Here is a 19,906-nt window from a genome sequence, read left to right on the forward strand (position 1 = left end):
GCTCGGTGACGTTGAGCTCCACCAACCGGTCGTAGCGCAGCTCCTCGGGCTTGATGGAGTCGAGCTCCGCCTTGTGCAGGCGGTACACGTCGCGGATGTTGCGCAGCCACGGGTTGAGGATGCCCAGATCCTTGGGGATCATGGCCGCTCGCACGCCGCCGCACCCGTAGTGGCCGCACACGATGATGTGCTTCACGTCGAGGTGCCGCACCCCGTAGTTGATGGCCGACATCACGTTCAGGTCGACGTTGTTGACCAGGTTGGCGACGTTGCGGTGCACGAACACGTCACCGGGCGCCAGGCCCATGATCTGGTTGGCCGGCACCCGGCTGTCGGAGCAGCCGATGTACAGGAAGTCCGGGCGCTGCTCGGCCGCGAGCCGGATGAAGAACTCGGGATCGTTCCGGGTCTGCTCCTCGGCCCAGCGGCGGTTGTTCGCGAAGATCTGCTCGTATTTGGTCACAGGGAGCCCACGGGGGACTCAGTGCGGCCCATTCCACACCGGCCGCACGGGCTACGGGCCGTGTGGCGGCGGCACCCTACTCGCGGTGGGTACGGCTGGGAAGGGCGCCGCCTCCCGATTCTGGAAGCCGGGAGGCGGATCCTGGGGCTCGGGACTACGTGGGGTCCGGCTTGGGCGTGGACGGCCCGCTCGGCGGCAGCGCGGGGCGCGCGATGTAGCTCGTGGGCAGCTCGCCGGTGAGCGAACCCAGGAAGGCGACGAGGTCGTTCACCTCCTCGTCACTGAGCTTCTTGGCCAGCTGGTGCCAGCCCATGAGGCGCACCGCCGTGGGCAGGTCCTTCACCGAGCCGTCGTGGAAGTAGGGCGCGGTGCGCGCGACGTTGCGCAGCGTGGGCACGCGGAAGATCATCCGGTGGTCGTCGCGGTGCGTCTGCTCGAAGAGGCCCTGGTCCTTCTTGTCGGGGTACTCCACCATGTAGCCCAGGCGCTGCATGCCGCCGCCGAAGGCCGGCCCGTTGTGGCACAGGCCGCAGCCCACCTCGGCGAAGCGCTTCATGCCGCGCTTCTCCTGCTCGTTGAGCGCGCTCTCGTTGCCGGCGAGGTACTTGTCGAAGCGCGCCGGGGTGACGAGCTGCCGCTCGAAGGCGCCAATGGCCCTCCCGAGGTTGTCGTAGGTGACGGGATCCGCCTCGCCCGGGAAGGCCTTCTGGAACTCGGCGACGTAGCCCGGGATGGACTTGAGCGTGGCGACGACATGCTCGCTGCTGGGCATGGCCATCTCCACCGGGTTGAGGATGGGGCCCTTGGCCTGCTCCTCCACGTTGGGGGCGCGGCCGTCCCAGAACTGCAGGTGGTGGCCGGCGGCGTTGTAGACGGTGGGCGAGTTACGGCCGCCCAGCTGCTTCTTGTGGCCCGAGGAGAAGGGCTTGCCGTCCACGCCGTACTGCGCCAGGTCGTGGCAGGAGTTGCACGAGAGATCCTGGTTCTTCGACAGGCGCGTCTCGAAGTACAGCATGCGCCCGAGCGTCACCTTCTCGGCGGTGATGGGGTTGGCCGGGTTCTCGTAGCGCTGGGGGAGCTGCTGGAAGGAGATGGGGTAGTTCGTGCCGAAGACGTGGGCCTGCAGCGCGTTCACGGGGGTGGACGCGGCGGGCTGCTCGGCGAGGCTCGGGGTGCTCGCCAGGACGGCGGTGGCGATCAGGGGGCGAAGGGAGTGGCGGATGCTCATGGGTCGATGGGGGGCACACGCCGCTGGTGCGGCGAAGACCGTCGAGGCTAGGAGGGGGCTCTCCAGGCGTCAATGACACGGTCTGTATGCGCTTCGCGGGCCCGGCGGGCTCACGCTCGGATGGAGGCTCGGTGGGCTTCCGGGTTGCGCTGTTTCAGAAGAGCCGGGCCCCAGCGAAGAGGACGGTGCTGGGGCCCAGACGCACCCAGTGGCTGTCGTCGGGGGTGAAGGTGTACGTGCCCCGGGTGAGGGTGAGCGCGTAGGAGCCGGTGGCGAAGCGCAGCCGGGCCTCCGCGCCCACGAAGAACCGGGACGAGAGGAAGTAGCTGCCGCCCACCCCGACGCCGACGGCCGGACCTCGGCCCCGCCCCTCGTAGCGGAACTCCGGAGCGCTGCGGGTGGTGCGCGCCTCCATCACGCCCCCGAGCAGGACGCCGTAGAGGTCCACCCTGTCCTGGTTCTTGCCCTCCAGGCTGAAGTGGTAGCCCAGGCGTCCGAGGGCGTAGAGGTCGAGATTCGACACGCGTTGCTGGGCGAGGACGCTGGAGACCGAGCACGCGAGGAGGCACTGCCGGAAGCCGAGCTGCGCGCCGGCGGAGAGCGTCCCCGGGCCAATCGTCACCACGCCGAGCTCCGTGCTCGCACCGGCCTCTCCAGCGGGTGGGAGGAAGCCGAGCCCGCCTTCGAGGCGCAGGTCGAGGTGGCCCGGCCGCATGAGCCGGGATGGCTCCGGGGCCTCCTGGGCCATCGCGGGAGCCGCGGCCAGCCCTCCCACCAGCAGCAGGCGTCGCAGGCGCGAGGCGGAGTCGTCCAGCGAGACGCGGGTCTGGACGGCGAATGGCTCTACGTGCGAGGGCGCGGGGGTCTCCACGCGCCCGAGGCTACTTGATGAGGCCGATCTCCCGCAGGCGCTGCTTGAGGAAGGCGTCGGCGGTGATGGGGGGCTGGCCCGGCTTCTCCGGCGTCACGGTGCTCTCCAGGGGCGCGAGCATGCACTCCGGATAGGGGTGCACGAAGAAGGGCATGGAGTAGCGCGTGTTGTCCTCGGCGGCCGAGGGCGGGTTGACCACGCGGTGGGTGGTGGCGGGGATGACGCCGTTGGTGATGCGGCTCATCATGTCGCCCGAGTCCACGACGATCTGCCCGCGCAGCGTGTCCACGGGGAGCCACTCGCCGTCGCGGGTGAGCAGCTCCAGGCCCGAGGCGGTGCCCTCGCACAGCAGGGTGAGGAGGTTGATGTCCTCGTGCTCGGCGGCGCGCACCGCGCCGGGGATGAACTTCTCCTTCAGGGGCGGGTAGTGGATGACGCGCAGCACCGAGGTGCCGTCCTGCGCCATGTCGCTGAAGGTGTTGAGCGGAATGCCGAAGTACTCGGCCGTGGCCTGCAGCATCACCGCGGCCGCCTCGTCGAGGGCGCGGAAGAGCTCGAGGGTATGGGTGCGGAAGGACGGCACCTCCTCGGGCCAGACGTTGTGGGCGGCGGAGTCCGGGCGGCGCGGGTGGCCCTCGGGCAGGTCGCGGCCCACGTGCCAGAATTCCTTGAGGTCGCCCACGGTGCGGTTCTTCGCGTGCTCCTTGCCGAAGGGCGTGTAGCCGCGCTGCCCGCCGAGCTCGGCGACGTGGTAGCGGTGCTTCACCTGATCGGGGAGGTTGAAGAAGGCCGCCACGTCCGCGTAGGTGCGGCGGATGAGCCCGTCGTCGATGCCGTGGCCCTCGACGGAGACGAAGCCGAACTCCTTGAGGGCATCACCGAACACCCGGACGAAGCGGGCGCGCTCCTCGGGGCTGCCGGAACGGTAGTGGGACAGGTTGACGAGGGGGATGCGGCGAGTGGTACGGGACATGGCGCCGCGCACTCTAGCCGTCACCCGGGTGTGACGGGAACTGCCTTGGGGTGAATCCCCGGGGACCGGGGCCCAGGGGGTCCCCGATCCACGGACAGGGAGGCCAGGCCACTCCCCGGCTCCCAGGTCACCGGCCTGCTAGCCGCCGATGGTGTTCAGGCACTGCTCGCTGATGCTGCCCACGAGGGAGAACGCGCAGCCGGCGGCCGCGGCGTTGAAGTTGTCCTCGGTGGCCGTGGCGCACGTCGGCAGGTCGCCGAGGCAGTCGGCGAACTTGTCGAGCGCCTTCTTGTCCTCGCTCGAGCACTTGTCGAGGTTGTTGTCGCACTGGTTCATGTTGAACGTCGACGGCTCGTTGTTGCCGCAGGGCGCGGCCTTTTTGTCGAACTCCGTGAGAGCGTCTCCCAGGTTGTCACAGGTGTTTCCGCAGCCCGTCAACGCCATCACCGCGACCGCGAGCACTCCGACCAGCTTCTTCATAGGTGTATTTTCCCCTCTGGCCCTTCACGAAGGAGTGTGAAGAGAGGGCGCGCATCCTAGTGGCCCGTGCCTGGAGCGCCATGAATGCTTTCACACCCCAATCTTCGGAGTGTTAACGGTCATTCGCTTTCGTGGGGCCCCCCCAGAAGCGGGCCACCCGCACGGCGCGTGGCCCCCGGTGGCACCTGGGTGAGCGCTCAGCTGCCGCCGAAGATGCCGGTGGCCACGAGGCACTTCTCGCTGGCCCCGTTGTACAGGTCGATCACGCAGGTGAAGACCTCGTTGCTGAACTGATCCGGGTTATCGGGGTCGCACCGGTGCATCTTGTCGATGCACCTGGCGAAGTCCGAGACGACCTCCTTCTCCTTGTCCGTGCACTGCTCGATGTCCTTGCTGCACGTGTTGCTCACGGGGAACGTGGTCGTCTCGCCCTCCGCGCAGGGCTTGTACTTCTCGCCGAAGGTCTTGCTCGCCCCCTCCAGATCCTCACAGACAGACGGGCCGCAGCCCGTCAGCGCCATCGCCACGGCAGCGGCCACTCCGAACAGCTTCTTCATATGTGCTTCCCCCTCCGGGTCCTTCACGAATGCGCGTGAAGCGAGGCGCGCATCCTAGCGGCCCCGGCCCGGAGGGCCAGGGGGGCGCGGCGCTTGGGGGGCCGGAGCGGCCGTCCTAGAAGATGGCCGCCTCGCAGCCGTTGCTCAGGGCGTAGCTGTCGCAGTCGGTGACGCCCTGGAGGAACGAGGCCTTCTCCTCGGGCTGGCAGGTCCCGAGCTCCTGGTAGCACTGGATCTGCTTCTCGAGCCGCTCCAGGTCCTTGTCGCCGCACTGCTCCTGGAGGTTCTGCTCACACCGGGCCGCGTCGAAGGAGGGCAGGGGGGCGCGCTCCAGGCAGGGCTCGGACTTCCGGGCCACGTCGGCGTAGGCCGCCGCCAGCTCCTCACAAGCCGTGTTCCGGCACCCGCTCAGGAGCATCACCGCCGCCAGGGGAGCGAGCCTCCATCCGGACTTCCGCATCGGGGGTCTTCCTTGTATGGGGGATCCTTCATCCTACGGACGGCCCGGTCGCCTGGCAGGTGTCCGGCGGGGCAGGTGTGCACCCCCTGTCCACATGCGGGCAGGCGTGGAGGGGGGAGGGGGATGGAATGCAGTAAGTGCGCCGCCCCCCCGTGCATCTGTCTTGACTCCCCAGGCCTTCTCCCGTAGATCGAGCGCCCTTTGCATCGTAGGACGGGTCTCCCCCGTCCGAAATGCGCGCCGGCCTTTCACGGGTTGAATCAACCCGGAACAAAACCAGGGGTTCTACGATGTACGCAGTCATTCGCACGGGCGGGAAGCAGTACCGCGTGGCCGAGGGCGACGTGCTCCGGATCGAGAAGGTCTCGGGCGACGTCGGCGCTGAGGTGAGCTTCAACGACGTCCTGATGCTCGGTGGAAGCGACAGCCCGAAGGTGGGGCAGCCGACCGTGTCGGGCGCCAAGGTCGTGGGCAAGATTCTGGCCCAGGACAAGCACCGCAAGGTCCTGCACTTCCGCAAGGAGAAGGAAGGCTGGACGCGCCGCCGTGGTCACCGTCAGCCCTACACCGAGGTCAAGGTGACCTCCATCTCCGGCTAGTCCGGGTCACAACTTCCCGGAGCGCCGAGCGGCGCGCCGGCCGCATCAGGAATCGGTGTCATGGCTCATAAAAAGGGACAGGGTTCTTCTCGCAACGGTCGCGATTCCAATCCGAAGTACCGCGGCGTGAAGGTGTTCGCGGGCGAGACCGTCAGCGCGGGGAGCATCCTCGTGCGGCAGGTCGGCACGGTCATCCACCCGGGCGCCAACGTGAAGCTGGGGCGTGACTTCACGCTCTTCGCCACGGTGGACGGGGTGGTGAAGTACGAGCGCCAGGGGCGGGACCGCAAGAAGGTGTCCGTCCATCCGGCCCAGCCGAGCGCCTAACCGGTGCGTCGTCTGAAGGGGATCCAGCGGTAGCGGATCCCCGTGTGCCTTCGTGAGCGGGTCGCTCCCAGTCCATTCGCCCTTGGGCGTTGGACGCGGTGGCGGCCCGTTCCGCATTTCTGGGGTTGGTCATGAAATTCGTCGATGAAGTCCGCATCCACGTGAAGGCTGGAGATGGGGGCAACGGGGCCGTTGCCTTCCGCCGGGAGAAGTACGTCGATCGTGGCGGCCCGAGCGGGGGCGATGGGGGCAACGGTGGCTCGGTCATCTTCGTGGCCGATCCCCAGCTCACCACGTTGTTGGACTACCGCTACCAGCAGCACCACCGGGCGAAGAACGGCGAGGGCGGCATGGGCAGCGACTGCAACGGCCGCTCGTCGGATGATTTGATCCTCAAGGTGCCGGTGGGCACCCTCATCCGCGACGCCGACACCGAGGAGGTGCTGGCGGACCTGAACACGGCCGGCGAGCGCATGGTGGTGTGCAAGGGCGGCCGGGGCGGCCTGGGCAACATGAACTTCGCCACCTCCACCCGGCAGACGCCGCGCTTCGCCCAGGACGGTACCCCGGGCGAGGAGCGCATGCTGCGGCTGGAGCTCAAGCTGCTGGCGGACGTGGGGCTCCTGGGCTACCCGAACGCGGGCAAGAGCACGCTCATCTCCATCGTGAGCCGGGCTCGGCCGAAGATCGCCGACTACCCGTTCACCACGCTCGTGCCCAACCTGGGTCTGGTCCAGTACAAGGACAGCCTGTCCTTCGTGATGGCGGACATCCCCGGCCTCATCGAGGGCGCCAGCGAGGGCGTGGGCCTGGGGCTCCAGTTCCTGCGGCACGTGGAGCGCTGCAAGGTGCTCATCCACCTGCTGGACATGGGCGCCGAGGGCGACGGGCGTGAGCCGCTGCACGACTTCGACGTGCTCAACGAGGAGCTGCGCAAGTACAGCGAGGAGCTGTCGCACAAGCCCCAGGTGGTGGCCGCGAACAAGTTGGACCTGCCGAACGCGCAGGAGCGGCTCGGGGCCCTGACGGAGGAGATGCGCCAGCGCGGCATCGCCGTGTTCCCCGTCTCGTGCGCCACGGGCCAGGGCATGCAGCCGCTGCTGGACGCGGTGGCCGAGGTGCTCTTCACCGGCAAGACGGACAAGCTGCACGTGGAGCCGCCCCCGAAGCCCCGGGCGCAGAAGAAGACCGCCCCCGCCCCGCGCCAGCCCGCCGAGGCGCCCGCGAAGAAGGCGGCGAAGGCTCCCGCGAAGAAGGCTGCCGTGAAGGTGGCGGCGAAGGCTCCCGCGAAGAAGGCCGCGGCGGCGAAGAATGCGCCCGCGAAGAAGGCGGCGGCGAAGAAGGCGCCCGCCAAGAAGGCCGCGGTGAAGACAGCGGCGAAGAAGGCTCCCGCCAAGAAGGCGGCGAAGGCGCCCGCGAAGAAGGCCGCTGTGAAGGTCGCGGCGAGGAAGGCGCCCGCGAAGAAGGCCGTGGCGAAGAAGGCCCCGGCACGGGCCGCGAGGAAGGCCGCACCGAAGCGGGCCCGGAGGTCCTGAGCCGATGTCTGGTGGCGGCCCTCGTTACGAGAAGCTGGAGAAGGCTCCGATCGACCCGGAGTCCCTCCTGCTCGACGTGCGCAAGGAGAAGATCGACAAGGTCATCTCCGGGCGCACGCGCACCTTCACCATCGTGCTCGACCGGCTGGAGGACAGCTTCAACATGGCCGCGGTGCTGCGCACCTGCGAGGCCAATGGCCTCCAGGAAGTGCACGTCATCGTGAACCCCGAAGCGCCCTTCATGCCCAACTCGCGGGTGGCGCAGGGCTGTGACAAGTGGCTCGACGTGAAGCTCTACAAGGACTTCGCCTCGTGCCGCGAGCACCTCAAGTCGCGCGGCTTCGCCCTCTACGCCTCGGCCATCCGCGAGGACGCCACCAGCCTCTACTCGCTGCGCTTCGACTCGAAAATTGCTCTCATCTTCGGCAACGAGCGCGAGGGCGTCAGCCCCGAGGTGCTGGCCGGCTCGGACGGCACCTTCTGGATTCCCATGCGTGGCTTCAGCCAGAGCCTCAACATCTCGGCCGCCGCGTCCGCCTGCATCACCCGGGCGATCTCCTGGCGCGAGGAGCACCTCGGCCGCGTGGGCGATCTCACCGAGGCCGAGGCCCAGGAGCTGCGCGACCGCTTCTATGTGCTCGCCGTGAAACAGCGCAAACGCATCTTCCGCAAGCAGCCCGCCCCCAAGCGGTGAATGCCGGACCCGGGGCCCCGTCTGTAGGTACAGTTGGAACCGCGGGCCGCTCGCCCGCCTGGAGGGAGCCCAAGCCATGTACCTCGAGAAGCTGCTCGTGACCCTGCTCGCCGCGCCGGTGATTGCTCCGGTGCCCACCACCGTGGCCCACCAGGTGGTCGCCCAGGCGCCCGCCCAGCAGGCCCCCGCTCCCGCCGCTCCCCCCAAGGCCGCCGCTCCCAAGGCCCCCGAGGCCGCCAGGCCCCCCGAGAAGAAGGTCGCCCCCGAGGTGAAGGACCTCGTGGACCGGATGCAGGCCTTCTACGAGAAGACGCAGGACTTCTCGTCCGACTTCAAGCAGGACTACAAGTATAAGGCCCTGCGGCGCACGCAGACCTCGACGGGCACGGTCATCTACAAGAAGCCGGGCCTGATGCGCTGGGAGTACGAGAAGCCCTCCAAGCGCACCTTCGTGCTCGCCGGCGAGAAGGTGTACGCGTACGACCCCGAGGCGCAGACGCTCAGCGTGGGCCGCATCGACACCAGCCAGCTGTCGGCCTCGGTGACGTTCCTCTTCGGCCAGGGGAAGCTCGCCGACGAGTTCTCCATCTCCAAGGGCGAGTGCAAGGACTGCAAGGGCACGCTGCTGGTGCTCGATCCCCTCAAGAACGAGCCGCGCTTCCGCCAGGTGCGCCTGGAGGTGGACCCGAAGACGGCGCAGGTGCTCAAGAGCACCGTGGTGGACCCGGACGGCAGCGAGAACGCCATCGCCTTCCTCAACCTGAAGACGAACGTGGGCATCGAGGCGGACCGCTTCAAGATCAATCCGCCCGAGGGCACGCGCATCGACGACTTCTCCAAGATGCGGAAGTAGCCCATGCGGACCGCGCGGCTCGGGGCCCTGCTGCTGCTGCTCGCCGGGTGTCACCGGGAGGCGGGCCCCGCCGCGTCCGAGGCCCCCGGCACCCTCGTGGGCCAGACGCTGCCGCTGCTGCCCTCGCCCAACCTGCGGCTCGTCGTCGAGGGCCACTTGAATGGGCGTGCGGTGCCGGTGGTGATGGACCTCGCCCGGCCGCTCTCCGCGGTGTCCTCGGGGTGCTGGGATGAGAAGAAGCCCGCGCCTCCGGTGGTGGGCTCGGCGCGCGTGCCGGATGTCTACGCCGGGCCCGGAGGCCTGCGGGACTGGCCGCTCGTGCGCCTGTCCGGCCTGCGCGTGGGACGTGTTCCGGTGGGGCCTCGCGGCATGGGGCTCACCGACGAGCGCGCCTGCGCGGTGACGCTCGGGGCGGATGTGCTGGCGCCCTATGCCTTCACGGTGGATCCGCTGCGCCGCGAGGTGACCTTCGAGAAGTCCCGCCCGCGCTCGGTGCTCGTCGCCGAGGCGGCCACTCCCGGCGTGGACCCGGCCGAGGAGGTGTACCGGCTCGAGCTCTCCCGCGACCCGGTGGGCGATTGGCCGCTGCTGGCGGCGCGGGTGACGCAGGGCGAGTCGAACCTCACGGGCCCCTTCGTGCTGGGCACGCGCGAGCCCTTCTCGCGGCTCGCGATAGGGGCCGCGGAAGCGCAGGGCTTCCAACCCCTGGAGACGGGCGCCAACCTGCCGCCGAGGGCCTATCTGGCGGACGCGGTGGAGGTGACCTCGGACGTGGGGGTGAAGCCGCTGGTGCTGGAGGCCGGGGTGGGGTGGCGCAACCCGACGACGCTCGGCCGGCTGGGGCCGGATGTCTGGGGACGCTTCCGCACCACGGTGGACGTGCAGGGCGACACGCTGGTGCTGCGCCGGCCTCGCGTGGAGGTGGTCGAGGGCCGTCAGCGTTGCGCCCGGCCGGGCTCCCAGAATCCCGAGGAGTTCCGCGAGGAGTCCTGTTTCGGGCTGCACGTGCGGAGGGGCGCGGAGGGGCGCATGGCCATCACGGGGGCGGTGTTCCGCGACCTGCCCGAGGGTGGGCGGGTGCACCTGGAGCCGCTCGGCGAGGACGGCAAGCCGCTGACGATGGACTGCCAGGTGGGCTTCTCGTTCGCGCCGACGAGCCGCGGCGCGACGACCCAGCACCTGGTGCCGTGGCCACGGCTGGCGCAGGCGATGCCCGAGTGCAACGAGGCGCTGAAGTCGGTGCGTGGGTACGCGCTGGCCGTGTTCGAGGAAGGGCAGCTCCCCGAGTGCCCCAACGCCTGCATCTTCGTGCACCAGGCGAGCACCCGGCGCACCCTCTGCGAGTGCCAGCCGACCCCGCTGGGCGACGCGGCCATCCCCCGCCGGAACAACACGCCGCAGCCGCCGAGCAAGAAGGAGCGCGAGCGGGAGCCCGAGGATCCGAAGTAACGGAACGGCGGTATAAGGGGGACGGAACATGTCCCACGAGCCGTCGGCCGCGATCGCCCCCCCGCGCGAGTCCTGGAAGGTCATCGCCCTGCTGGTGGCCTGGGGGAGCTTCGCCGCCTGGTGCGTGAGCGGCATTCCTCCCTCGGTGGATCTCCCCGCCCACGCGGCCCAGATGCAGACGCTCGCGGCGCTCGTCCGGGGCGATGCGGCGGTGTCCGCCTTCTACGAGGCGCACCTGCCGCTCGGCTACGGGCTGCCCATCTGGCTCTTCCTGCCGGTGACGCTGCTCACGAATGGGGCCTTCGCGGCGCGTCTGGCCGCGTGGACGGGGTTGATGCTCTTCCCCTTGTCCCACCTGGCGCTCGCGCGCGTCCTGCGCCGGCCCGAGTGGACGGTGGTGTTCGGGCTCCCGCTCGCCTTCAACATCTCCTATTGGTACGGCTTCCTCCCGAGCTTCTTCTCCCTGCCGCTCGCCCTGTTCTCGCTCGCGCTCTACCTGCATGCGCTGCGGAGCTCCGGGCGCGTGGGGGGCACCATGGTGGGCCTCGCGCTCCTGTCCACCGCGACGATGCTCTCGCACCTCGTCGCCTTTGGCGCCCTGGGGGTCGGCATGGCGGCGCTCGCGCTCACCTCGACTCCCCGGCGGCGGGCCGCGGGACTCGCGGCGGCGGGGCTCGCGCTTCCTTTGGGCCTGTGCGCGGCGCGCATCGTGGCGCTCATGTCGAGGGCCCTCGCTCCCGGCAACGCCGCGCCCACGGACTACGGCTGGGGCTCGCACTTCAACTGGCTCCTGCGCAACTACCGCCCCGAAGGCGTGCTCGCCGTCGCGGCCCCACTGCTCATCACGCTCGTCTTCGTGGCCGCCTACGTGCGCGCCCGGCGCGAGGAATCTCGGGCGCCCTGGGTGCTGTTTCTCGCGCTGGGGGCCCTGTTCCTGCTGACGCCCAAGGCGCTCTCGGGCGCCTGGCTCATCCATGTGCGCCTGCCCGTGCTCGCGGGTGTCGTCGCGCTCGTGCTGGTGGACCCCTCGCGCATCGCCCGGCCGGTGCGGATCCTGCTGCTGCTCGTGGTGGTGGCCTCGCTCGCCGAGACGGCCCGCTTCCATTGGCGCTTCAAGCAGGAGGTGGCGGGGCTCGAGACGCTGGTGGCGAGCCCTCCGCCGACTGGGGTGCACGGCTACGTCTCGCTCGTGGGGAACCGGTCCCGCGAGAGCCGGCTCGTCTACCTGGAGCACCTCGGGCAGTGGTGGACGGCGACCCAGGGCGGGGTGGGGCACCACTTCTTCGCCGATGGGGATCACCTGCCGGTGCGCTTCCACCCGGGCGTTTCCCTGCCGCAGTGGATGGACGGGAGCTCGGCCGAGCAGCTCGCACCCTTCACCGCGCTGCTGGTGTACGGAGAGGGGCCGCTGCCCGGCACCCTCGTGGGCTTCACGGAGACCGGGCGCGCGGGCCCATGGCACCGCCTGGAGCGGCGCTGAGGCACTGCCCAAGGCGCGTCAGCGCGCCGAGGGCACCACGGCCATCGGGAAGGAGTCGCGCGGCTTGTGCACGCGGTCCTTCGGGTTGGGGCGCTCGACCACCTTGGCGATCAGGTCGTAGTCGTGCGCCTCCGTCACCTCCACGGTGACGAACTCGCCCGGGTACGCCAGGCCATCGTTGATGTAGACCAGACCGTCGATCTCCGGCGCCTGGCCCTCGTAGCGGCCCACCAGCAGGTGCTCGGACTCCTCGCTCGGGCCCTCCACCAGCACTTCGATGCGCTGGCCCACGAGCTTCTTGTTCTGCTCGCGGTTGATGCGCTTCTGGATGGCCATCACCTCGCGCCAGCGCCGCTCGATGGTCTGCTTGGGCACCTTGTTCTCGTAGTCGTACGCGGCCGTGCCTTCCTCGTCCGAGTACTGGAACACGCCGAGCCGCTCGAAGCGCTGCTCCTTCACGAACTCCTTGAGCAGCTCGAAGTCCTCCTCGGTCTCGCCCGGGAGTCCCACGATCATCGAGGTGCGCATCACCAGCCCCGGCACCCGGGCGCGCAGCTTCGTCAACAGCTCCTTGAGGAACTTCGAGTCCCGGCCGCGCTTCATCGACAGCAGCAGCTTGTCGCTCGCGTGCTGCAGCGGCATGTCCAGGTACCGGGCGATCTTCTTCTCCGTCGCCATCAGCTCGATGAGCTCGTCGGTGAAGACGCGCGGGTAGGCGTAGTGCAGGCGGATCCACCGCACGTCCACCTTCACCAGCTCGCGCAAGAGGTCATGCAGCTTCGGCTTGCCCGGCAGGTCGTGCCCGTAGGCCGTGAGGTCCTGCGCCACGAGGTTCAGCTCCTGCACGCCCTGCTCGGACAGGCGCTGGGCCTCGGCGACGATGTCCGCGATGGGGCGCGAGCGCTGGCCGCCGCGCAGCGTGGGGATGATGCAGAAGGCACACGCGTTGTCGCAGCCCTCGGAGATCTTCAGATAGGCCGTGTACGACGGCATCGAGTTCTCACGCGGGGTGTTCGCGTCGTGGATGTAGTCCGGGTCCGGAATCACCTGACGCGGGCTGGCCTCGGCGGCGAGCAGGTCGCCAATCTGCGCGTAGGCGCTCGTGCCGAGGAAGTGGTCCACCTCGGGCATCTCCTTGGAGAGCTCGGCGCCGTAGCGCTGCGACAGACAGCCGGTGACCACGAGCGTGCTGCACGCTCCCGACTTCTTGAACTCGGCCATCTCCAGGATGGAGTCCACCGACTCCTGCTTGGCGGGTCCGATGAAGGCACAGGTATTGACGACGATGACCTGGGCTGCGGACGGATCCTGCACCAGCGCGTAGCCGCGCTGCTTGAGGGTGCCCAGCATCACCTCGGAGTCCACCCGGTTCTTCGGGCAGCCGAGGGTCATCATGTAGAGGCTCTTGGTCTCAGGGGGATTCTGCACAGCGCCTACCGCTTTCCGAGTTCGGTCCGCTCGAAGTGATCTCCACTCCAAGCAAAGTTGATGATCGGGCCGTTCGAGTAACCGATGCTCAACGCGCCCTCTTCATCGAGCACCACAGAAGTGGCTCGTCCCAGCGCACAGTTGGCGGCCGGCCATTCGAGCACCCGCTGCGCCGTCTTCCCCTTCACCAGGTAGAGGCCGAGGCGCAATTCCTTGTCCCCATCGCACGTGCCCTGGGCGGCGTAGGGATTTTCCCCCGACAGAACCGTGACCAGGGGCTTTCCATTCGGCAGCGAGAGCGTGTCGGGCACGTTCACCCCGGCCGACGCCGCGTCCACCGGAGTGCTCGTCGCCAGGTCATCGAGCAGCTCGTGCGTCAGGGGCTTGTCGGCCTCCACCCAGTCCGGGAAGTGGAGCAGGCCGTAGCCCAGCCAGCCATCGGGCTGCCGCTCGAAGGCCACCACGCTCTTGGGGGGCTTGAGCTTGAGGCCCTTGCGGAAGTCGTCCGGCAGCCGGAGCGCATCGCCCAGCATGCCGCCGTCCTTGCAGTTGGAGACGCCCTGGTAGGTGACGCACAGGTCGAGCACGAGCGGCTCCTGCGCGGGGAAGCGCGGGAAGGCCTTGGCGGGAATGGCCACCTCGAGCGTCAGGGCGTTGGGCTTGCGCTGCACCCCCGTGCGCACGAGCTTCTGGGCGAACTCGGGCGTGCCGGCCTCGGGCGGCGAGGACATCTTGCCGTCGAGGCCGAAGTGGAACACGTGGCCGGTGGCGGCGGGCCCGGCGTCCGGGAAGAAGATCGAGAGGGTGAGCGCGTCGCCCGCCTGGGGCTGCTCTCCCTGGGCCTCCACCGCCACGAAGAGGGTGTCCTTGCGCCAGCCGGCGCGCGCGGTGAACGAGGCGCTCGCTTCCTTCGAGGCGGGCGGCTTCACGCTGAGCGTGGCGGGGAAGTCCTTGAGGTTCCCATCGAGCTTCGGCTCGCGGGAGAGCGACGGTACGGCCATCGCCGGGCGGGCCTTGTCTTCGGCCTGCGCTTTGGGCTTGGGCCTGGCGGAGGCCATTCCCGGGGCGAGCGCCGCGAGGACGGCGGAGACGACGAGTGAGCGCAAGGGCTAGTCCCGGAAGTTGGTGAACTGCATGTCGAGCTGCAGGCGGTCCGCTTCCTTGCGGAACAGGGCCATGGCGGCCTGGAGGTCGTCCTTGTTCTTGCCCGTCACGCGCAGCTGATCGGCCTGGATGGAGCCCTGAACCTTCATCTTCGAGTCCTTGAGCAGCTTCACCAGCTCCTTGGACTTCTCCACCGGAATGCCCTGCTGCAGCTTGATGAGCTGCTTCACGTTGGTCAGGCCCGTCTTCTCGATGGGCTCGTACTCGAGCGCCAGCAGCGAGATGCCGCGCTTGGCCAGCTTGCTGAGCAGGACCTCCTTGGCGGCCTGGACCTTGTCCTCACTGTTGGCCTTCACGGTGATGGAGGTCTTGTCCGGCGCGAGCACGATGTCCCCGTTGACGCCCTGGAAGTCGTAACGGGTGGAGATCTCCTTCTTGGCCTGGTTGACCGCGTTGTCGAGCTCGGCGATATCGATTTTGGAGACGACGTCGAAGGAAGGCATGGCAGTCCGCGCCCTTATCACACCTTGAGGACCATCGGCACCACGACGGGCCGCTTGGATGTATACAGCTTGAAGGCCCGGCGCACCGCCCGTGCGAGCTCCTCCCGGGCCCGGGCATCATCCCCTCGGAGCTGGGGGGACATCTCCAGGAAGAAGGCGCGGGCGTCCTCCGCCACTCGGGGCAGGAGCACCTGCTCGTCCAGGTTCAGCCCCTGGCCGGACAGCTGCGGCCCCGCCATCAGCGACAGGCTGGCCCGGTCGATGACGAGCACCGCCAGTATCAGTCCCGTCTCCGCCAGCCGGGTGCGCTCCTGGAGGATGTCCTGCGTCACCACCCCGCTGCCGAACCGTTCCCGGTAGATGCGCCCGGTGGGCACACTGCCCGCGAACCGGCCCCGGCCCTCCTCGAAGACGAGCAGGTCTCCGTCCTGGGCGAGCAGCAGCTGCTCGGGGGCCAGCCCGGACTCCTTCGCCGTGGCGAGGTGGTGGTGCAGGTGGTGGTACTCGCCGTGGATGGGGACGAAGTTCTTGGGGCGCACCAGCTCCAGCACGCGCTGCTGCTGGGGCTTGCTGGCGTGGCCGGACACGTGCACCCCGGGCTCCACGTCCGGGTAGACGACGCGGGCGCCCCGCCACATGAGCTGGTCGATGAGGCCGGACACGGCGCGCTCGTTGCCGGGGATGGCCCGGGCACTGAGGACGACGAGATCTCCAGGGCCCAGGCGCAGGGGACCGTCCCCCGCGGCGAGCTGAGAGAGGCCGGCACGGGGCTCGGCCTGGGAGCCGGTGGCGAGCACCAGCAGGCGCTCGGGGGGAAGCGACGGCGCCTCCTCGAGCGGGACGAAGAGGCCATCCGTGACGGAGGGGAGGTAGCCGAGCTGGCGGGCCATCTCGATGTTGCGCACCATGCTGCGCCCCATCGTCACCACCTTGCGCTCCAGCGTCCGCGCCAGGTCCAGCACGTGGTGGATGCGGTGCACGTTGGAGGCGAACATGCTCACCACGATGCGGCCCTTCACCTCGCGGAAGAGCCGGTCGAAGGTCTGCGCCACCTCGCTCTCGCTGCCCGTCTCGTGGGTGCGCTCGGAGTTGGTGGAGTCGGCCAGGAGGCAGAGCACGCCCTCGTCCCCGAGCTCGCCCCAGCGCTCCAGGTCCGTGCGCAGGCCGTCGATGGGGTTGGGGTCCAACTTGAAGTCGCCCGTGTGGATGACGGGGCCCTCGGGCGTGCGGACGATGTAGCCCACGGCGTCCGGCACCGTGTGGGTGACGCGGCAGGCCTCGACGGTGAAGTGCGCGCCGACGGGGAAGGGGTGGCGCGGCTCGATTTCGCGCAGGTCCGCCTTGATGCCGTACTCCTCGAGCCGGCCACGCACCATGCCTAGCGTGAAGCGGGTGCCGTAGACGGGGACGGGCACCTCGTTGAGCAGGTAGGGCAGGGCGCCCACATGGTCCTCGTGCCCGTGGGTGAGGACGATGCCCTTGAGCAGCGAGGCGTTCTGCCGCAGGTAGGTGAAGTCCGGCACGACGATGTCCACGCCCAGGGTGCCGCTGGGGGGGAACATCAGGCCGCAGTCGATGAGGAGCAGCTCCCCACGGCAGGCGATGACCATGGCGTTGAGGCCAATCTCACCGAGTCCTCCAAGGGGAATGACGTGGAGCATGCGTCTACATATATGGGCACTGGGGGGCAGACGGCCTCAGGAATCGCACGCCCCCTCGCTCGCGGGGAGACGGGGACGCCGGGGGAGGGCTACCCGGGAGGGCGGCTGGGGCGGCTGAACACGTACACCGCGCCCACGAGCATCAGCGAACCGGCCGCGGCGAGCACGTGCCACTTCACGCGCAGGACGAACGCCATGAACAGGAAGCTCGCCGTCATGGCGGACAGGGACGTGAGCTTCACCTTCATCGGGACGATGCCGTGCCGCTCCCACTCCTGGAGCCGGGGCCCGTAGCGCGGATGCGTGTACAGCCAGTGGTGGAAGCGGCGCGAGCTGCGCGAGAACGCCCACAGCGCGACGAGCAGGAAGGGCGTCGTCGGCACCAGCGGAAGGAACGCGCCGAGCACCCCGAGTCCGACACACACGAACCCGAGCGCCTGGTAGAGCCAGCGGAAGCGCGGGTTCCCGTCCTCGTTGACGCTCGGGGGGCTCTGCTCCAGCGGCGGTTCGATGGGCACCCCGCATGTATACAGCAGTCGCGGTGCGGGTTCATTCGGGCGGTGGCAGGTGCTCCTGACGGAGGACCTCGGCCGGCACGTTGCGGCGCAGGGGCTCCAGGATGATGACGACCCAGGCCGTCAGGGGCGCGGGGAGGACCACCAGGCCGAGGATGAACAGCAAGCGGACGAAGCGAAAGGCGAAGCGCAGGCTGGCGCGCACGAACGTGCGCACGGCCTTGGGAAGCAAGGTCATGGGGTACTCCTCGGGCTGAACGGCTCTCCAGGGGTGGGTTCCCGGAGAGGCTCAGTGGAGGAGCGCGCGATGCACGAGGAAGAGGCGGCGCGGCGGTGCGGGAGTGCGCGCCTCGTGGATGCGGCGGCCCGTGAACGCGGGGCGTGAGGGCACCTTCGGGCGGGCCGTGGCCTCGCGCCGGAGGGATACCGGGGCCTCGGCCACCGAGCGCTGCGCCGTGGGCTCGTACCGCTTGACCCAGACCGCCACCGCGCCCTCGGCGGCCGGCAGTGCATGCGCCGACGCGCTGGCCCCGGCGACCGTGAGGAACGCCAGGACCAGTCTCAGCCAGCGGGCAGCGCGATGCAGGGGGCCGGACATGCACCCTCAAATTGGCCACGAATGCGGGTTTGTCAAACCTCCCGGCGGCGGGAGAAGCGCACCTCGAGGCCGCTGCGCGGGTGCGGGAAGGGCAGGGGCACGAAGCTCAGGTCCTGCCCGGGCACGAGCTCCCAATCGTAACCGCGCAGCAGCAGCGACAGGATGACGCCCATCGGCTGCGCTTCGGCGAGAACCACGTGGCCGCGAGGGCCGGCCCGGACGGCGTGGCCCTGCACACCCCCGTCCCCTTGCGGCGCGGCGAGGCCGTCCTCACCGCGGACTTCCCTCGAGTCACGTGGCGCTCGTGCACAGCGCCCTGGGCATCGCCCGCCGTCCGGCTCCAGGCCCGAGGCGCTGACGCCCCGCCCGTGACACTGGCGCTCCCCGGCGGGACGAAGTACGCAGGGGCATGGCCCGCTCCTCACCGGCGGGCGGAAGCGACCCGGCTGCGGCTCTCCGAGGGCCCCGGGAGAAAGGACTCGCTGTGAGCACCTTGAAGGGGAAGACCCTGTTCATCACCGGCGCGAGCCGCGGCATCGGCCTGGCCATCGCGAAGCGCGCGGCCCGGGACGGCGCCAACGTCGTGATCGCCGCCAAGACGTCCGCGCCCCATCCGAAGCTGCCCGGCACCATCTACTCGGCCGCCGAGGAGATTGAGAAGGAGGGCGGCAAGGCGCTGCCCCTGATGGTGGACATCCGCTACGAGGACCAGCTTCACGCCGCGGTGAAGCAGGCGGTGGAGCGCTTCGGCGGCATCGACATCCTCGTGAACAACGCCAGCGCCATCAGCCTGACGGGCACGCTGGAGACGCCGATGAAGAAGTTCGACCTGATGTTCGGCGTCAACGTGCGCGGCACCTACGCCACCACCCAGGCGTGTCTGCCGGAGCTGCTCAAGGCGAAGAACCCGCATGTGCTCACGCTCTCGCCGCCGCTGAACATGAAGCCCAAGTGGTTCCAGAACCACGTGGCCTACACCATGGCCAAGTACGGCATGAGCATGTGCGTGCTCGGCATGGCCGAGGAGTTCCGCGACCAGGGCGTGGCCTTCAACGCGCTCTGGCCTCGCACCGTCATCGCCACCGCGGCCATCAACATGATCGGCGGCGAGGAGATGATGCAGGCCAGCCGCACCCCGGAGATCATGTCCGACGCGGCCCACCTCATCCTCACCCGCGAGAGCCGTACCACCACCGGCAACTTCTTCATCGACGAGGACCTGCTGCGTGAGAATGGCGTGACGGACTTCGCGAAGTACCTGGTGAAGCCCGGCACCGAGCCGCTGCCCGACTTCTTCCTCGACTGAGGCACGCGCGTCCCAGGTGCTCGATGGAGCCGTGCCCGGCCCTGCACGGCCCGTACAGGGCCCTGCACAGGTGCTCCCTTCCTCCCTGTGTAGCAGGGGGGCGAGGGGGCACTGGGCGTCCCGGCCCGGCTCGTGCAAGTCTTGGCGGGCGATGGACACGTTGGGACTGATTCACACGGGAACGGCGCTGGCGATGCTGACGCTGGTGCTGTTGGAGCTGCGCGACCCGCAGTTCCGCGCGGACAGCTTCGGAGCCGGGCCGAGGCGCCGGCGCAACTGGGCCTTCTTCTTCACCAGCTTCGTCCCCACACTCGTGGTGCAGTCCGCGGCGGCGTGGTTCCACTCGCACCTGCCCACGCTGATGCGGCCCGGGATGCTGCCTCCCGTGGCCGACTTCGTGGCCTGCGCGCTCGTCGCCGAGCTGGTGAGCTGGACGAGCCACTGGGTGAAGCACCAGCACCCCTTCCTCTGGCGCTTCCACTTCCAGCACCACCGCGAGGAGCACTTCAGCGTCTGGATGGTGACGCACACGCACGCCCTCGAGGTGGTGCTCTCGGGCTCCGCGCTGGTGGCGCTGCTCGCGGGGCTGGGCTTCTCGCCCCTCTCGGTGCAGCTCTACTTCGCGCTGTACTCGGTGGTGCTCACGTACCACCACTCGTCGCGTGGGTACTCGCTGGGGTGGCTGGACTGGCTCGTCATCAGCCCGGCCTACCACCGCCACCACCACCTCCGGGTGGGCAAGGGCAAGCGCCAGGTCCTGGTGGTGTTCAAGCAGACGCCGGCCGGGGTGGTGGCGTTGCTGATCCTGTCGCCGTATCAGCA

The 19,906-nt window shown here is 69.3% G+C and carries 24 protein-coding genes; 9 read left to right on the top strand and 15 right to left on the bottom strand.

The window, feature by feature from the left end:
- From ACJ8AN_RS19575 to ACJ8AN_RS19605, 7 genes are all read right to left on the bottom strand, one after another.
- On the bottom strand, positions 1-463 hold a 463-nt coding region (locus ACJ8AN_RS19575), incomplete at its 3' end, for a carbonic anhydrase (RefSeq protein WP_407756919.1).
- A gap of 154 nt (positions 464-617) precedes the next feature.
- Positions 618-1,691 (bottom strand): cytochrome-c peroxidase, encoded by a 1,074-nt coding sequence (locus ACJ8AN_RS19580; RefSeq protein WP_407756920.1) that lies wholly within the window; start codon positions 1,689-1,691, stop codon positions 618-620.
- A 154-nt stretch (positions 1,692-1,845) separates the two neighbouring features.
- Complete coding sequence (locus ACJ8AN_RS19585) at positions 1,846-2,562, bottom strand: hypothetical protein (protein ID WP_407756921.1); 717 nt, start codon at positions 2,560-2,562, stop codon at positions 1,846-1,848.
- A gap of 10 nt (positions 2,563-2,572) precedes the next feature.
- The gene (locus tag ACJ8AN_RS19590; protein ID WP_407756922.1) at positions 2,573-3,535 is read right to left on the bottom strand and encodes an isopenicillin N synthase family dioxygenase; all 963 of its coding nucleotides are present in this window, start codon (positions 3,533-3,535) and stop codon (positions 2,573-2,575) included.
- Between the two features lie 138 nt (positions 3,536-3,673).
- The gene (locus ACJ8AN_RS19595; RefSeq protein WP_407756923.1) at positions 3,674-4,015 is read right to left on the bottom strand and encodes a hypothetical protein; all 342 of its coding nucleotides are present in this window, start codon (positions 4,013-4,015) and stop codon (positions 3,674-3,676) included.
- A gap of 197 nt (positions 4,016-4,212) precedes the next feature.
- The gene (locus ACJ8AN_RS19600; RefSeq protein WP_407756924.1) at positions 4,213-4,572 is read right to left on the bottom strand and encodes a hypothetical protein; all 360 of its coding nucleotides are present in this window, start codon (positions 4,570-4,572) and stop codon (positions 4,213-4,215) included.
- Between the two features lie 115 nt (positions 4,573-4,687).
- Complete coding sequence (locus tag ACJ8AN_RS19605; protein ID WP_407756925.1) at positions 4,688-5,032, bottom strand: hypothetical protein; 345 nt, start codon at positions 5,030-5,032, stop codon at positions 4,688-4,690.
- Positions 5,033-5,322: 290 nt separating this feature from the next.
- Between ACJ8AN_RS19605 and rplU the strand changes: the two genes are divergently transcribed.
- From rplU to ACJ8AN_RS19640, 7 genes are all read left to right on the top strand, one after another.
- Positions 5,323-5,631 (top strand): 50S ribosomal protein L21, encoded by a 309-nt coding sequence (gene rplU, locus ACJ8AN_RS19610; RefSeq protein WP_407756926.1) that lies wholly within the window; start codon positions 5,323-5,325, stop codon positions 5,629-5,631.
- 60 nt (positions 5,632-5,691) lie between these two features.
- Positions 5,692-5,958, top strand: coding sequence for a 50S ribosomal protein L27 (gene rpmA, locus ACJ8AN_RS19615; RefSeq protein ID WP_407756927.1), 267 nt, complete (start codon positions 5,692-5,694; stop codon positions 5,956-5,958).
- Positions 5,959-6,089: 131 nt separating this feature from the next.
- Positions 6,090-7,493, top strand: a complete 1,404-nt coding sequence (gene obgE, locus ACJ8AN_RS19620; RefSeq protein ID WP_407756928.1) for a GTPase ObgE — start codon at positions 6,090-6,092, stop codon at positions 7,491-7,493.
- Between the two features lie 4 nt (positions 7,494-7,497).
- Positions 7,498-8,187, top strand: a complete 690-nt coding sequence (locus ACJ8AN_RS19625) for a TrmH family RNA methyltransferase (protein WP_407756929.1) — start codon at positions 7,498-7,500, stop codon at positions 8,185-8,187.
- Between the two features lie 76 nt (positions 8,188-8,263).
- Complete coding sequence (locus ACJ8AN_RS19630; RefSeq protein WP_407756930.1) at positions 8,264-9,040, top strand: LolA family protein; 777 nt, start codon at positions 8,264-8,266, stop codon at positions 9,038-9,040.
- A gap of 3 nt (positions 9,041-9,043) precedes the next feature.
- Positions 9,044-10,489: a hypothetical protein gene (locus ACJ8AN_RS19635; RefSeq protein ID WP_407756931.1), complete on the top strand. Its 1,446-nt coding sequence runs from the start codon at positions 9,044-9,046 to the stop codon at positions 10,487-10,489.
- Between the two features lie 28 nt (positions 10,490-10,517).
- Complete coding sequence (locus ACJ8AN_RS19640) at positions 10,518-11,969, top strand: hypothetical protein (RefSeq protein ID WP_407756932.1); 1,452 nt, start codon at positions 10,518-10,520, stop codon at positions 11,967-11,969.
- A gap of 18 nt (positions 11,970-11,987) precedes the next feature.
- On the opposite strand, the gene rimO is transcribed toward ACJ8AN_RS19640, so the two are convergent.
- The 8 genes from rimO to ACJ8AN_RS19680 all read right to left on the bottom strand — a co-directional run bounded on the left by rimO (position 11,988) and on the right by ACJ8AN_RS19680 (position 17,975).
- Positions 11,988-13,361 (bottom strand): 30S ribosomal protein S12 methylthiotransferase RimO, encoded by a 1,374-nt coding sequence (gene rimO / locus ACJ8AN_RS19645; protein ID WP_407756942.1) that lies wholly within the window; start codon positions 13,359-13,361, stop codon positions 11,988-11,990.
- A gap of 41 nt (positions 13,362-13,402) precedes the next feature.
- Positions 13,403-14,503, bottom strand: a complete 1,101-nt coding sequence (locus ACJ8AN_RS19650; RefSeq protein WP_407756933.1) for a hypothetical protein — start codon at positions 14,501-14,503, stop codon at positions 13,403-13,405.
- A 3-nt stretch (positions 14,504-14,506) separates the two neighbouring features.
- Positions 14,507-15,004: a YajQ family cyclic di-GMP-binding protein gene (locus ACJ8AN_RS19655; protein WP_407756934.1), complete on the bottom strand. Its 498-nt coding sequence runs from the start codon at positions 15,002-15,004 to the stop codon at positions 14,507-14,509.
- Positions 15,005-15,021: 17 nt separating this feature from the next.
- Positions 15,022-16,665, bottom strand: coding sequence for a ribonuclease J (locus tag ACJ8AN_RS19660; protein ID WP_407756935.1), 1,644 nt, complete (start codon positions 16,663-16,665; stop codon positions 15,022-15,024).
- Between the two features lie 89 nt (positions 16,666-16,754).
- Positions 16,755-17,183, bottom strand: a complete 429-nt coding sequence (locus ACJ8AN_RS19665; protein ID WP_407756936.1) for a YbaN family protein — start codon at positions 17,181-17,183, stop codon at positions 16,755-16,757.
- A gap of 31 nt (positions 17,184-17,214) precedes the next feature.
- Entirely contained in the window at positions 17,215-17,418 is a 204-nt protein-coding gene (locus ACJ8AN_RS19670; RefSeq protein ID WP_407756937.1) for a hypothetical protein, read from the bottom strand.
- A 51-nt stretch (positions 17,419-17,469) separates the two neighbouring features.
- Complete coding sequence (locus tag ACJ8AN_RS19675; protein WP_407756938.1) at positions 17,470-17,778, bottom strand: hypothetical protein; 309 nt, start codon at positions 17,776-17,778, stop codon at positions 17,470-17,472.
- 32 nt (positions 17,779-17,810) lie between these two features.
- Positions 17,811-17,975: a hypothetical protein gene (locus ACJ8AN_RS19680; protein WP_407756939.1), complete on the bottom strand. Its 165-nt coding sequence runs from the start codon at positions 17,973-17,975 to the stop codon at positions 17,811-17,813.
- Positions 17,976-18,262: 287 nt separating this feature from the next.
- Between ACJ8AN_RS19680 and ACJ8AN_RS19685 the strand changes: the two genes are divergently transcribed.
- Together ACJ8AN_RS19685 and ACJ8AN_RS19690 are read left to right on the top strand one after the other, a co-directional pair.
- Positions 18,263-19,084, top strand: a complete 822-nt coding sequence (locus ACJ8AN_RS19685; protein ID WP_407756940.1) for an SDR family oxidoreductase — start codon at positions 18,263-18,265, stop codon at positions 19,082-19,084.
- A 160-nt stretch (positions 19,085-19,244) separates the two neighbouring features.
- On the top strand, positions 19,245-19,906 hold a 662-nt coding region (locus tag ACJ8AN_RS19690; RefSeq protein WP_407756941.1), incomplete at its 3' end, for a sterol desaturase family protein.

It is taken from the genome of Archangium sp., assembly GCF_045802675.1.
Taxonomy (GTDB): Bacteria; Myxococcota; Myxococcia; order Myxococcales; family Myxococcaceae; genus Archangium.